Genomic DNA, 13,504 nt, shown 5'->3' on the forward strand with positions numbered 1-13,504 from the left:
CGCCCTTTCCACGATACTTTCTGAGATACAGGTCGATACATGGCATTGAATAGCATCGAAGAGATCATCGAGGACATCCGCCAAGGCAAGATGGTGGTCCTTATGGATGACGAAGACCGTGAGAACGAAGGCGACGTTATCATGGCTGCCGAGATGGTCCGGCCTGAAGATATCAACTTTATGGCGAGTCGCGCCCGTGGCCTGATCTGTCTGACGCTCAGCAGAGAGCGCTGCGAACACCTCGGACTGAGGCCGATGGTCGAGAGCAACGGTGCTCAGTTCGCGACCAACTTTACCGTCTCAATTGAAGCGGCTACCGGCGTTACCACCGGGATCTCGGCCGCTGACAGAGCCCGCACGGTCCGTGCCGCAGTCGCCAGGGACAGCGGTCCCGACGACATTGTCACGCCCGGGCATATCTTTCCATTGATGGCTCAACCCGGTGGCGTGCTTTCCCGCGCAGGTCATACCGAAGCCGGCTGTGATCTTGCCCGGCTTGCCGGCTTCGAGCCCGCAGCGGTTATCGTGGAGGTCATGAACGACGACGGGACCATGGCCCGCCGCCCCGATCTCGAGACGTTCGCGCAGACCCACGGGCTGAAGATCGGCACCATCGCCGACCTGATCCACTATCGTAATATTAACGAGCGTACCGTTACCTGTGTGGACAAGTATGACCTCGAGACCGAGCATGGCGTTTTCTGCCTGCGCACGTACCAGGACACCATCCAGGGCGGGACCCATCTCGCATTGACGATGGGCGAATTTACTGCCGATGATCCGGTACTGGTGCGGGTACATATCACGGATACTTTGCGCGATCTTCTCGGTGCCTCGAAGCCGGACTCCCAGAGCTGGTCGCTGCAACGGGCCATGCAGCGCGTGGCGCAGGAAGGCTGTGGTGTAATCGTCCTGCTGAACAACGGCGCCGATGTCTATGGGCTTGAGGAGCGCATCCGCAGCTTTTTCAACGATCGGCCCAAATCACAGGGCGCCGGAGTGTCCGGTGTCTTCATGACTGTCGGTACGGGTTCGCAAATCCTTCGAGACCTCGGCGTGGGTAAAATGCGCCTGCTCAGTGCGCCGATCAAATACACGGCCATCTCCGGTTTCGACCTGGAGGTCGTCGAATATCTGCCATACGCGGACGAGTAAATTTTCAGCAGCGCCAGCCGGGCGTTTCTTTTATAAAATTCTGACGGACCGTAGGGTCACGTCCTGTTGCAGGAGTTATACATGTCTGAGATCAAAAGCCTCGAAGGCGACTTCACCCAGGTCAATGGTAAATATGCCCTGGTTGTCGGCCGCTTCAACGGCTTTGTCGTTGAAAGCCTGGTAGAAGGCGCAGTCGATGCCTTGGTTCGTCACGGGGTTGATCGAGGCAATATCAGCATCTATCGCGTTCCCGGCGCCTACGAGATGCCCCTTGCGGCCAAGCGCATCGCCGCCAAAGGTGACTGCGACGCCATCATTGGCCTGGGTGCGGTTATTCGTGGCGGCACCCCTCACTTTGACTTCGTGGCGGGCGAATGTGCCAGCGGTCTGAGTCGGGTGATGATGGAAGCCGACCTTCCGGTGATCTTCGGCGTTCTGACCGTTGATTCGATAGAGCAGGCGATTGAGCGTTCGGGCACGAAGGCGGGCAATAAAGGAGCCGATGCGGCGCTGAGCGCGATGGAAATGGTCAGTCTTTTCCGTCGGATGGAGGCGTAATGGAACCAGTTGATACCCGACCTGATCCCCAGCCGGCGGCCCCGAAGCCCGGGGAGCGACGTCGTGCTCGTGTGCTGGCGTTGCAGGCTCTGTACCAGCGTGAGCTGTCCCGGAGTTCAGTGACGGATATAGAAGCTGAGTTCATCGTCGACAACGACATGAGCAAGGTCGACTCCCTCTATTTTCGCGACCTGCTGCGTGGTGTCGACAGGCATCAGCAAGCGCTGGACCGTAATTTTGAGCCTTTCCTCGACCGTCCGCTGGTCGAAGTGGACCCTATCGAACGCTGTATTCTGCGTTTAAGTACTTATGAGCTGGCTCATCGGATCGATGTGCCCTATCGCGTAGTCATTAATGAGTCGATCGAACTGGCCAAACGCTTTGGCGGTACTGAAGGCCACAAGTACGTGAATAGTGTGGTCGACAAGCTGGCGCGCAGGCTGCGTAGTGCAGAAGTCAGCCATCGCCAATAGCCGCTCCGGTGCCCGGAGTCCGGCCGGTGGATGAGTTCGAGAGTATCCGGCGCTACTGGCTGCCCCTTGGAGAGCCGCCCTGTGACGGGCTCGTCCGGGGTATTGGCGACGATTGTTCGGAGCTCTCCATTCCGCCAGGCCAGAATCTGCTGCAGTCCATCGATACGCTGGTCAGCGGCACTCACTTCCCTGCTGATATCCATCCCGTCGATCTGGGCTGGCGCGCCATGGCGGTTAGCGCCAGCGATCTCGCGGCGTGCGGGGCAAAACCGTGGAATGTTTTGCTGGCGCTGACCCTGCCCACGCCCGACCAGAGTTGGTTGGCTGGCTTCGCCAGAGGGCTGGGCGAGAGCAGTCGGCTTTACGGGCTGCCAGTAGTCGGCGGAGATACCACCCGTGGTCCGTTAACGATCACCCTGCAAGTACAGGGCCTGTGCCCGCCCGGGCAGTCTTTGACGCGGAGCGGCGCCCGGCCGGGGGACCTGATCTGTGTCAGCGGTACGCTGGGTGATGCGGGGGAAGCCCTGCGCTGGCTCGGAAGCCCTGGTTCATCCGCAGCAGCAGTCAGTGCCGTATGCCAGCGCTTCCTGCGGCCGACGCCCCGCCTGTCGCTGGGTATGGCGCTACGCCAGAAAGCTACTGCCTGTATCGATGTCTCGGACGGATTGCTGGCCGATCTCGGCCATATTCTTGCTGCCTCACAGGTAGGCGCCAATCTCGACCTTGCAGCTTTACCCCTTTCGCAGCCATTGAAAACACTGGCGGGCACGCGGGCTCTGGAGCTCGGTCTTACTGCCGGGGATGATTACGAACTTTGTTTTACCTGGCCTGAGCGGGCGGGAAATCCTGATCAGCTATGCCGCGATGGCATCCCGATCAGTGTAATCGGTGTTATAGAGTCGCAGCCGGGCGTTCGCTTCAGCAATCCGCCGGACGGCTGGGAAGCCCCGAAAAATCTGGGCTATCAGCACTTCACGGCCTAAAGCTCCTGAGCTCCTGCTTGCACTCGGCCCGCGGTGGCGATCAGTGCAAGGCTTCTTCGTCAGGTAGAAGTTTGACCACGTGCAGGAAGCGTTTCAGGCCAATATGGGCGCGATCACGAGTTGCATAGGGACCGCTGTCGAACCCTTCGCGGGTCGTGAAATACCAGCGATTGCCTACACAGAAGAACCGGCTGCTCCGAAAGGGGACGGACCCATCTTCGCCCATACGTTTGTACTGCTCCATGGGTGCGGTCTCACTGAAACCGAGGCTGGAGTCCTGAGCCGTTTTTCCTTGATGGCTTGTCATGGGCTGTCTCTTGCGTTCTCACAGTGGGCTAGCAGGAATGCACGATTGTGCTTCGACAATTTGCATAATTTAACGTGCTTTTATGTCGGGTAATAGGGCTCACCGATTATTTTTTGTTCAGCTCTGTGTTTCTTTCTGGAAAGGCATGAGAATCCGCTGGTCGCCCAGTGAGTTGCGCAAGAAGTGACTGCTGGTCAGAATGAGCGCGACCAAGGCAGACTACAGAGCAGTTTGCGGCGGTTACGGTTTATTAACGAGTCTGGGCTTGGGGGCGAAAGGTAATGCAAAAAGGACTATTCAGCGATTTCAGGTGGTGTTTGTTAGTGTCGGCATTGGCTCTGGTCGTAGGCTGTTCGTCCACAGGGGCGCGGCTAAAGGCATACGAAGGCGCTGCGCTGCCTGATGCGGAAACGGCCACGCTCAAGGCGCCAGCGGCTATCAAAGTGATTCGTGTAAATGACGAGAAAATGTCTGCTTTTCTGCTTAAAGACATGGCGTTGCAGTTCAGCCTGAAGCCGGGTGCCAATGATGTGGTTTTCCAGTATCGCACTATCTGGGCCAAAAACGATGTCCGCCGCGATGGGGATTCGGCAGTGAATGTTGTGGAGTCGAAGCCCATGATTGCAAGTTTCGACGCGAAGGCCGGCGAGACCTACACGTTTGAGTTTGAGCAGGCCGGAGATGTCAGGGAAGCCCAGCAGATTGCTGAAGCGTTTTCTGCCGAGATCGTGAACGGGGCGCGAACAGTGGCGATTGCAACTTCCGCCGACACGCCTGCCGCGACGGCTGATTCTCAGTCAGCCATTTCCGGGCAGTCGCCCGGGGCGATGGACACGGGTGACGCAGCGGCGTCGGTGCCAGACGGCCTGTCAACGCTCGAAGCATTAAACCTGCTCTGGAAGCGGGCCAGCCGTGAAGAAAAAGAAGCATTTCTCCAGCAGGCTTTTGACTAGGCGCTCTGCGCAGATGCTGTCCATGAAGGCAGAGCTGGGCGTATCTGGTAGGGTAGAATCCCGGCTCAAAACTATCTCAGGGAGGAGCGCTGATGGGTTTATTAGTGGATGGCAAATGGCACGATCAGTGGTACGACACCAGTAAGCATGGTGGAAAGTTCGTCCGCGAAAGTGCCAAATTCCGAAACTGGGTAACTGCAGACGGCACTCGCGGTCCTTCCGGCACTGCCGGGTTCAAGGCGGCAGCTGACCGCTACCATCTTTATGTATCCAGGGCTTGCCCCTGGGCTCATCGCACCCTCATCTTTCGTGCGTTGAAGGGACTGGATGGACTGGTTCCAGTCTCGGTCGTGCATCCGGATATGCTGGAGAACGGCTGGGAATTTCGTCCCGGCAGCCCTCAGCACCGTGATGAGCTTTTTGACTCGTCGTATCTTCACCAGATCTATACTCGTGACACCCCCGACTATACGGGGCGCGTTACGGTGCCAGTCCTGTGGGACAAGCAGCAGGGCTGCATCGTCAGCAACGAATCGGCGGATATCATCCGTATGTTCAATGGGGCGTTTGATTCGCTCGGCGCCCGCGACCTTGATTTATACCCGGATGAATTGCGGGACGAGATTGAGTCGGTTAATAAGCGGGTCTACGAGACCGTCAATAACGGGGTATATCGTGCAGGGTTCGCGACGAGCCAGGAGGCGTACGAGGAGGCGTACAGCGCGCTGTTCGATAGCCTGGATTGGCTGGAGGAGCGTCTGCAAAAGCAACGTTACCTGGTGGGCAACCGAATGACCGAGGCAGACTGGCGCCTTTTTACAACCCTTGCCCGATTCGACGCTGTATATTTCAGCCACTTCAAGTGCAATCGCGATCGAATTGCTGATTTTCCGGCCCTTGGCGGCTACCTGGCCGATCTCTACAACGTGCCTGGCGTGGCCGGTACCGTCGATTTCGCCCAGATAAAGCGCCATTATTACCACTCCCAGCGAACCATTAACCCGAGTGGCATTGTGCCGGTGGGACCTGCGTTGGATCTTTCCGGGGGAGAGTGGCGCGCCAAATTGGGTGAGGCGCCGCCGGGGTTAGGTTGACCTGCACAGGTTCGGTTTGAAGTTGAGTAGCCCCAGATGATGTCGAAGTACGGCTACAAGGTGCTGAGCTGGGCTCAAACCGAGCGGGACACAGCCAGTTCGGTCAGCGCGAGCAGCGAGTTTTTGCTGGGGGATGGCGCCAGCACGTCAGTGCAGCGGGTCGCCAACTCTGCCTGCTCCCGCGCCTTGTTGAGCGTATAATTGATTGCACCGCTATCCTTGACGATCTGGCAGATGCGCTCAAGATTTTCCAGGCCACCTTTGCGTATCGTTTGCCGGATCAGTTGCCGGTCAGCTTCGCTACAGACCTTCATTGCCTGAATCAGCGGCAGGGTGCATTTTCCCTCGGCCAGATCATCGCCGACGTTCTTGCCCATTTCTGCAACATCACCGCTGTAATCCAGCACGTCGTCTACCAGTTGGAACGCCAGCCCCAGATGAAGCCCGTAATCGCGCATGGCCTCCTTGTCCCTGACGCTTGCAGAACCAAGGAGTGCCGCCGCGTGCGTGGCCGCCTGAAATAACATGGCCGTCTTGCTGCGAATAACCGCCATGTACTGGTCTTCGTTGAGATCGGGATTGCGAGCATTGGTGAGCTGCATGACCTCGCCTTCGGCAATCTCTGCCGTAGCCGCTGAGAGCACATCCATAACTGGCATATTATCCAGCGACACCATGACCTGAAATGCGCGCGCGTAGAGATAGTCGCCCACGAGAATGCTGGATGCATTGCCCCAGTTTGCGTTCGCCGTTGGTTTCCCGCGGCGAAGGTCAGACGTGTCGACTACATCGTCGTGGAGCAGGGTGGCGGTATGCAGGAACTCAATAACAGCAGCGAGCTTGAGGTGCCCCTGACCGGGGTAGCCCAGAGCCCGGCTGGTCAGGAGGACCAGCAGGGGGCGAAGTCGTTTGCCACCGCTGGAAACGATGTAATGGCCGATCTTCTCGACCAGGGGAACACGGGAACTCAGCTGGGCAAAAATGAGGTCATTGACGCGAGCGAAATCATCGCTCACGGGCCCATGGATGTCGTTGGAGTTCATTCGTCTGTTCCCAAAATACTCAGGTCGCGGCAATGCTATGGACTGGCTGCGGGGGTGTCAACCAGGCTGGTGCCCGGCTCAGTACCTGCAACGCGGGAAAGCTGGCAGTCTCCCCCTCTGTCTGTGGCTGATACGGCCAAACAAGTTGCACAGTGGCGGAAGTTTTCATATAATCTCGCGCCCTTACACCTTGTCCCGACCTGAGCTCCCTGCCATAGGGTTGCCAGAGCGCTTCCCATAGCAACAGGTTGAAGGTGACGGCCTGAAGGCGGTCCTCCTGAAGAGCAGGGACGGGTGATAACCTAGCGGAGTAATTGCATGTACGCAGTGATTGTCAGCGGTGGAAAGCAGCATCGCGTTCGCGAGGGTGAGACCCTCAAGCTGGAAAAGATTGAAACAGAAACCGGCGGTGCTATCGTGTTTGACCGGGTGCTGATGGTTATCGATGGCGAAAACGTCAAGGTTGGCGCACCGGTGGTTGACGGCGCCAAAGTCACGGCGGAAGTTGTAAGCCATGGCCGTCACGATAAGATCCGTATTATCAAGTTCCGTCGTCGGAAGCATCATATGAAGCGTATGGGGCACCGCCAGTGGTACACTGAAGTCAAGATTACCGGGATCGAAAGCTGAATCTCAGCCTTTGACCGTGCCTGAAGAGGGCACCCCGAGAGATCCTTTGTCAGGAGTAAGAAAATGGCTCATAAAAAAGCAGCAGGTAGTACCCGTAACGGTCGCGATTCCGAGTCGAAACGTCTTGGTGTAAAAATGTACGGCGGCCAGGTTGTTCGTGCAGGCAATATCCTTGTTCGCCAGCGCGGTACCCGTTTTCATGCTGGCGAGAACGTAGGCCTGGGCCGTGACCATACCCTGTTTGCGAAAGCTGACGGCGTCGTCAAGTTCTCGGTGCAGGGTAAGGAAAACCGCAAGTTCGTGACGGTAGAAGCGGTTCACTAAGTACAAGTGTCCGTGCGGTACACAATGGACCTTCTGGTCCGGGTACTGCAGCCCTAAAAGGCAGTAGTCGCAAACCCCGCTGAGCAGGCGGTATTCTTTTCTGGTAGTGAGGGGAGTTCCGAGGAGCCCGTAGTGGCACTCCGGCTCTTCTTGCCCAGTTATCGGATACCTGCTGTGGCGGGGTTTTTGCGTTTAACTTATTCAGTGCCTCACGCCCGGGCGGGTCTGAGCAGGAGTTGGTGGCATGAAATTTGTCGATGAAGCCACAATCAACGTGCAGGCTGGTAAAGGTGGAAACGGCTGCCTGAGCTTCCGTCGCGAGAAATACATCCCCCGCGGCGGACCGGACGGCGGCGACGGCGGTGACGGCGGCTCAGTCATACTCGTTGCTGACGAGGCGCTCAATACGCTGGTGGACTTCCGTTACAATCGCAGGTTCAAGGCTGACAACGGCGAAGATGGCAGTGGCCGGAACTGCGCTGGCCGTAAGGCGGAGGACCTTGAGTTGCCTGTCCCAGTGGGAACGACGGTACTGGATACTGGAACTGAAGAGGTTCTCGGCGACCTGGTTGCGCCGGGAGACCGGCTTGTGGTCGCCCAGGGCGGCTTCCACGGCTTGGGGAATACCCGGTACAAGTCCAGTATAAACAGGGCGCCCCGGCAGACCTCACCGGGTAGTGCCGGGGAAGCGCGGGAGTTGCGGTTGGAGCTGAAGGTTCTGGCAGATGTCGGGCTTCTGGGCATGCCTAACGCGGGCAAGTCGACGCTGATTCGTGCGGTCTCTGCGGCCAAGCCGAAAGTCGCCAACTATCCGTTTACGACGCTGGTGCCGAACCTGGGGGTGGTCAGTGTGCAGCCCCACCAGAGCTTCGTGATTGCGGATATTCCCGGGCTGATCGAAGGCGCGGCCGAAGGTGCAGGGCTGGGGGTGCGTTTTCTGCGCCACCTGGTGCGGACACGGTTGCTGCTGCACGTGGTCGACATGATGCCTTGGGATGAGACGACACCCGCCGAAAACGTGAAGGCTATCGCCCGGGAATTGGAGAAGTTCAGTCCTACGTTGGCTGAGCGGGAGCGTTGGTTGGTGCTGAATAAACTCGACCTCGTACCCGAGGAAGACCGGGAGCGTGTCTGTACAGAGCTTACGCAGGCGCTGGAGTGGAGTGGCCCGGTGTTCCGCATCTCCGCGTTGAGTGGCGAGGGTACCAAGCCGCTGATGCAGTCGATCATGCGGTGGATCGAGGATCAGGTTGAAGTCGAGTCGGAGGATCCTGCAGCGGCAGCAGCAGAGCAGGCCCGCCGCGAAAGGATGGATGCCGAGGCTCGCGCCCGTATCCAGTCACTCCGCCGCTCATTGAACGCGACAGGTGAAGACGAAGACGAAGACGACGATGACTTTGACGACGACGATTACGATGTCGAGGTTGTCTACACTCGCGAGTAACGTCTACACCCGCGGGAAAGCGGCGTCGAGGCAGCGAGTCCTGTTGCCCCTCGGTTGCATTGTCCATAAAGGAGCTGGCACTTGGAGAGCTTGAAAGGCGAAGGCGTGGGCATTGGTGAGCTGAGCGAGCAGCGTAAAAGGCTGGTGGGCGCACGCCGCTTGATCGTCAAAATTGGCAGCGCCTTGCTCACAAACGACGGTCGGGGACTGGATCTTGGCGCCATGGGGGGCTGGGTCGACCAGCTGGTCGCGCTTCGCTCCGCCGGTGCTGAGATCGTGCTCGTATCTTCAGGCTCTGTCGCTGAAGGCATGAAGAGACTCGGTTGGAGTCGTCGCCCTGCCCATCTGCACGAGCTTCAGGCTGCCGCTGCCGTGGGTCAGATGGGGCTGGTTCAGGCGTGGGAGTGGCAATTTCAGCGCCACGGCGTTCATACAGCGCAAATTCTGCTTACCCACGACGACCTGTCCGACCGCAAGCGCTATCTGAACGCCCGCAGCACCCTCAGAACGCTGCTTGACCTTAATGTCGTGCCCATCGTCAATGAAAACGACACGGTGGTCACCGATGAGATCCGGTTTGGCGATAACGATACGCTTGGCGCTCTGGTCGCCAATCTTGTTGAGGCCGACGGTCTGGTGATTCTCACCGACCAGCTTGGTCTTTTCGATCGCGACCCTCGCCAGCATGCTGATGCCCAATTGGTCAGCGAACGGTTTGCCTCTGACGCTGCCCTGGACGCGATGGCCGCCGGCGGATCGGGCGCGCTGGGTCGGGGCGGGATGTCCACCAAGATCCGTGCCGCAAGGTTCGCCGAGCGGTCTGGCGCGTTCACGGTCATTGTCGGCGGACGCATTGATAATGTTCTGCCAAGACTGAGGCAGGGCGAAGCGCTCGGGACCCTGCTGGTGCCCGAGCAAGGACGTCAGGCGGCGCGTAAACAGTGGATAGCCGGTCACCTTAATACACGGGGCACACTGGTGTTGGACGCAGGCGCGGTGCTCGGCGTCACGGTCCGGGGCAAGAGCTTATTGCCGGTGGGCGTCCGGTCTGTGACAGGGGATTTTCGCCGGGGCGAGATGGTTTCGTGCGTCGATGAGCAGGGCGCGGAAGTCGCCCGGGGCTTGGCCAACTACGACGCGGGTGAGGCGCGTAGAATCCTGGGTCGGCCAAGTGCTGAGATTGCCGGTCTGCTGGGTTATCTTGCAGAGGAGGAGTTAATCCACCGGGATAACCTCGTGCTGACGTAACCAGAATAGCTTTTTTCAGCATAAAAAAGCCCGCAGACCTCTCGGTCGCGGGCTTTTTGATCAGGACTGGATCAGGAAGCCTGACGCAGGCCTTTGATCTTGCTGTTCAGACGGCTCTTCGTACGGGCAGCCTGGTTCTTGGCAAATATGCCTTTGTTAACCATGCTGTCAATAATCGGTTGAGCCTTGGTGAAAGCTTCCTGAGCGCCGTCGGCATTGCCCGCGGCGATCTGGCTTTTCACTTTTTTGATATAGGTGCGTGCCATAGAGCGCAGGCTCGCGTTGTGCTTGCGATTCTGCTCATTTTGGCGAGCGCGCTTCTTCGCTTGCGGAGTGTTAGCCACCGTTTGACTCCTCGAGATTTCGGTTCGCGTATCCAGCGAGACTCACAGGGGGAGTCTCCGGAGAAATGACGCGCAATAATGCCGATTCACCTTCTCAATGTCAATAAAAGTAGCATCACGTGCGGTAGGCGTTCCGTTGAGGTAATGCTAGTATTTCGCGCCGGACAGGCCGTTAGTCAGCAGCCCTCTCTACAACCGATCAGGTAAACCATGGCGCAATCCGACAGCTCGAGACCGGAACAGCCGGCGGCACCCAGGCCCGGACTCCTGCGCTCGTCATCCCTGGTAGGTATGATGACCCTGTTCTCGCGTGTGCTGGGGCTGGTGCGGGACATGGTGATCGCCCGTTATTTTGGTGCTGGCGCTGGCGCCGATGCATTCTTCGTTGCGTTCAAAATCCCTAATTTTCTCCGCCGGTTGTTCGCCGAGGGTGCGTTCAACCAGGCGTTCGTGCCGGTTCTTTCTGAGTACCGGCACAAGCACGGGCACGACGCCGTACGAGGCCTGGTCAACGCCGTTGCCGGGTCGCTTGGCTTCGTCCTGCTCCTTATTACCGTTCTGGCGGTGATGGGTTCGCCGCTGATCACAGCCGTGTTTGCGCCGGGGTTTATTGACGATCCCATCAGGTTTGGCCTCGCCAGTGATATGCTGCGTCTGACGTTCCCCTACCTGCTGTTGATCTCGCTTACGGCATTCGCCGGCTCGATTCTCAATAGCTATGATCGGTTTGCCATACCCGCCTTTACCCCCGTTCTGTTGAACTTGAGTCTGATCGCGGCGGCGCTTTTTCTGACGCCCCTGATGTCGCAGCCCATCATGGCGCTGGCCTGGGGCGTCCTCCTCGCGGGCTTGCTGCAGCTTTTTTTTCAGCTTCCGTTCCTGATGAAGTTGGGCCTGCTACCCCGGCCGCGAGTGGACTACCGCCACGAAGGCGTCAGTCGTATTCTGAAATTGATGGCACCGGCGTTGTTTGGTGTGTCGGTCAGCCAGATCAATCTTCTTCTCGATACTGTTCTGGCGTCTTTCCTGCCCACCGGCAGTGTCTCCTGGCTCTATTACTCCGACCGTCTGGCGGAATTACCGCTGGGCGTGTTCGGCGTGGCGATCGCAACTGTCATTCTGCCAAATCTTTCGCGGTCCCATGCTTCCCGGTCGCCCGAGCATTTCGCGCGCACACTGGACTGGGCGGTGCGCATGGTGTTGCTCGTCGCGGTGCCGGCTGGCGTTGCGCTGGTGCTGTTGGCAGAGCCTCTGCTGGCTACGCTTTTTCATTATGGCGAAGTGACCGCACGGGATATCGGCATGTCGGCCCAGAGTTTGCGAGCCTATTCGATCGGCCTTGTCGCGTTCATGTTGATCAAGGTGTTGGCGCCGGGATTCTTTGCTCGCCAGGACACGCGGACGCCGGTGAAAATAGGCATTATCGCCATGGTCGCGAACATGGTCATGAATCTTGCCCTGATTCTGCCGTTGGCCCACGCCGGGCTGGCACTGGCGACGGCATTGTCGGCATGGCTGAACGCTTTTCTTTTATGGCGCGGCTTGAGAAAGGATGGCGCCTACCAGTTCACGCCGGGGTGGGGCCGGTTTCTTCTGCAGCTCTGCGCAGCCAACATACTGATGGCGGGTTTTATTCTGTGGTACAACGCGGGTGCCAACTGGCTCGATGCAATGGCAACCGAGCGGATACAGGATATGGCGATCCTGGTCGTTGGCGGTGTCCTGGTATATGGGACAACACTAGGGGTCGGCGGCGTCAGGCTGAGACACTTTCGCGGCCATTGACTTCGTGGCCACTGACATCGACTCGGCTATTCACTGATCGGGACAGTAGTACTCAGTAGCTGCAGCCTTCGCTGGCGTTACACAGACGACCCACGGATAGGATATAATCCCGGCCCATTTGACCGGGAACGGAGAGAGCCAAACCGCATGCGACTGATCCGGGGGCTGCATAACCTGCAGAGTTGTACTCAGGCAGAGGGCCACCCTTTCCCGCAAGGCTGCGTAGCCACCATTGGTAACTTTGATGGCGTGCATCGGGGCCACCAGGCAATCATCGAACAGGTCCGGCAGAAGGCGCTTGCCTTGGGCGTGCCCTCAGTAGCCATGGTATTCGAGCCGCAGCCGCAGGAGTTTTTTGCAGGCGCTGATGCGCCTCCACGGCTGATGAGGTTTCGCGAAAAGCTGACTGCGCTCTGGCAATATGGCATCGACACCGTGGTATGCCTGCAGTTTACACCGCGGCTAAGGAAGCTCTCGGCCAAAGAATTTGTCGAGCGGGTCCTGATTGACGGGCTCCAGGTTCGGCATCTGGTGGTAGGTGACGACTTCCGTTTCGGCTGCGACCGCGGCGGTGACTTTCTGCTGCTGCAGCAACAAGGGGCTGCAGCAGGCTTCTCGGTTGAGAATACCGAAACCGTGCTAATAGCGGGCGAACGCATCAGCTCGACCCGGGTGCGCAAGGCTCTGGCGGAGAATCGGCTGGCTGATGCCGAAGAGTTGCTCGGCCGCCCTTATGCCATAGAAGGCCGTGTGCTGCATGGCCGGGAACTGGGGCGCAAGCTCGACGCGCGTACTGCAAATATTGGCCTTGGCCACAAAAACCCGGCTTTGCGCGGCGTTTATGTGGTTCAGGTGGGCCGGGCCGGCGATGGTGAGGGGGGCGGCGAGTCCTGTTCGTTCGGTGCCGCCAATATTGGCTACCGGCCGACCGTTGACGGCGTGGACCCGTTGCTTGAAGTGCACCTTCTTGACTTCGAGGCTGAGCTCTACGGTGAACGCCTCAGGGCGACTTTTCTGCATCAATTGAGGGACGAGGTCCGCTTTGATGGGGTAGAGGCCCTGAAAAAGCAGATCCATCAGGACTTTGCCGATGCCCGGGCCTGGCTGGCCTCGCATCCGCCTCGACCGACTAATCGTGACCGCTGATCCACTGGGAATCCGAA

The 13,504-nt window shown here is 58.6% G+C and carries 15 protein-coding genes; 12 read left to right on the forward strand and 3 right to left on the reverse strand.

The features are described 5' to 3' along the window. Positions 1-39 precede the first annotated feature (39 nt). The 4 genes from ribBA (at position 40) to thiL (ending at position 3,169) form a co-directional block, all read left to right on the forward strand. Positions 40-1,155, forward strand: coding sequence for a bifunctional 3,4-dihydroxy-2-butanone-4-phosphate synthase/GTP cyclohydrolase II (gene ribBA, locus soil367_RS03535; protein ID WP_136546963.1), 1,116 nt, complete (start codon positions 40-42; stop codon positions 1,153-1,155). Positions 1,156-1,245: 90 nt separating this feature from the next. Next, positions 1,246-1,713, forward strand: a complete 468-nt coding sequence (gene ribH, locus soil367_RS03540; protein ID WP_246065597.1) for a 6,7-dimethyl-8-ribityllumazine synthase — start codon at positions 1,246-1,248, stop codon at positions 1,711-1,713. Further along, on the forward strand, positions 1,713-2,186 hold the full coding sequence (gene nusB, locus soil367_RS03545) for a transcription antitermination factor NusB (RefSeq protein ID WP_136546969.1): 474 nt from the start codon (positions 1,713-1,715) through the stop codon (positions 2,184-2,186). Before ribH ends, nusB begins: the two co-directional genes overlap by 1 nt. 26 nt (positions 2,187-2,212) lie before the next feature. Further along, positions 2,213-3,169, forward strand: a complete 957-nt coding sequence (gene thiL, locus soil367_RS03550) for a thiamine-phosphate kinase (RefSeq protein WP_136546972.1) — start codon at positions 2,213-2,215, stop codon at positions 3,167-3,169. 40 nt (positions 3,170-3,209) lie between these two features. On the opposite strand, the gene soil367_RS03555 is transcribed toward thiL, so the two are convergent. Next, positions 3,210-3,476, reverse strand: coding sequence for a DUF6316 family protein (locus soil367_RS03555; RefSeq protein WP_246065499.1), 267 nt, complete (start codon positions 3,474-3,476; stop codon positions 3,210-3,212). Between the two features lie 323 nt (positions 3,477-3,799). On the opposite strand from soil367_RS03555, the gene soil367_RS03560 reads away from it, so the two are divergent. Together soil367_RS03560 and soil367_RS03565 are read left to right on the forward strand one after the other, a co-directional pair. Next, on the forward strand, positions 3,800-4,429 hold the full coding sequence (locus soil367_RS03560; protein ID WP_172962253.1) for a DUF2057 family protein: 630 nt from the start codon (positions 3,800-3,802) through the stop codon (positions 4,427-4,429). 92 nt (positions 4,430-4,521) lie between these two features. Beyond that, a complete protein-coding gene (locus tag soil367_RS03565; RefSeq protein WP_136546976.1) occupies positions 4,522-5,523 on the forward strand; it encodes a glutathione S-transferase family protein in 1,002 nt (333 codons plus the stop codon). Between the two features lie 74 nt (positions 5,524-5,597). Here the strand turns inward: soil367_RS03565 and soil367_RS03570 are convergent, their stop codons facing one another. Beyond that, positions 5,598-6,566 carry a polyprenyl synthetase family protein gene (locus tag soil367_RS03570; protein ID WP_136546978.1) on the reverse strand — a complete coding sequence of 323 codons (969 nt, stop codon included), beginning with the start codon at positions 6,564-6,566 and terminating at the stop codon, positions 5,598-5,600. 318 nt (positions 6,567-6,884) lie between these two features. On the opposite strand from soil367_RS03570, the gene rplU reads away from it, so the two are divergent. The 4 genes from rplU (at position 6,885) to proB (ending at position 10,212) form a co-directional block, all read left to right on the forward strand. Further along, positions 6,885-7,196 carry a 50S ribosomal protein L21 gene (gene rplU, locus soil367_RS03575; RefSeq protein ID WP_136546981.1) on the forward strand — a complete coding sequence of 104 codons (312 nt, stop codon included), beginning with the start codon at positions 6,885-6,887 and terminating at the stop codon, positions 7,194-7,196. Between the two features lie 63 nt (positions 7,197-7,259). Then, on the forward strand, positions 7,260-7,520 hold the full coding sequence (gene rpmA / locus soil367_RS03580; RefSeq protein ID WP_136546983.1) for a 50S ribosomal protein L27: 261 nt from the start codon (positions 7,260-7,262) through the stop codon (positions 7,518-7,520). 244 nt (positions 7,521-7,764) lie between these two features. Further along, positions 7,765-8,964: an Obg family GTPase CgtA gene (gene cgtA / locus soil367_RS03585; RefSeq protein ID WP_136546985.1), complete on the forward strand. Its 1,200-nt coding sequence runs from the start codon at positions 7,765-7,767 to the stop codon at positions 8,962-8,964. Between the two features lie 81 nt (positions 8,965-9,045). Beyond that, complete coding sequence (gene proB, locus soil367_RS03590; protein WP_246065501.1) at positions 9,046-10,212, forward strand: glutamate 5-kinase; 1,167 nt, start codon at positions 9,046-9,048, stop codon at positions 10,210-10,212. 71 nt (positions 10,213-10,283) lie between these two features. On the opposite strand, the gene rpsT is transcribed toward proB, so the two are convergent. Next, entirely contained in the window at positions 10,284-10,556 is a 273-nt protein-coding gene (gene rpsT, locus soil367_RS03595; RefSeq protein WP_136546987.1) for a 30S ribosomal protein S20, read from the reverse strand. A 210-nt stretch (positions 10,557-10,766) separates the two neighbouring features. Between rpsT and murJ the strand changes: the two genes are divergently transcribed. Both murJ and ribF read left to right on the forward strand, forming a co-directional pair. Next, a complete protein-coding gene (murJ, locus tag soil367_RS03600; protein WP_136546989.1) occupies positions 10,767-12,341 on the forward strand; it encodes a murein biosynthesis integral membrane protein MurJ in 1,575 nt (524 codons plus the stop codon). Positions 12,342-12,488: 147 nt separating this feature from the next. Beyond that, positions 12,489-13,487 carry a bifunctional riboflavin kinase/FAD synthetase gene (gene ribF, locus soil367_RS03605; RefSeq protein WP_136546991.1) on the forward strand — a complete coding sequence of 333 codons (999 nt, stop codon included), beginning with the start codon at positions 12,489-12,491 and terminating at the stop codon, positions 13,485-13,487. Positions 13,488-13,504 lie beyond the last annotated feature (17 nt).

The sequence above is a fragment of the Hydrocarboniclastica marina genome (genome assembly GCF_004851605.1).
Taxonomy (GTDB): domain Bacteria; phylum Pseudomonadota; class Gammaproteobacteria; order Pseudomonadales; family Oleiphilaceae; genus Hydrocarboniclastica; species Hydrocarboniclastica marina.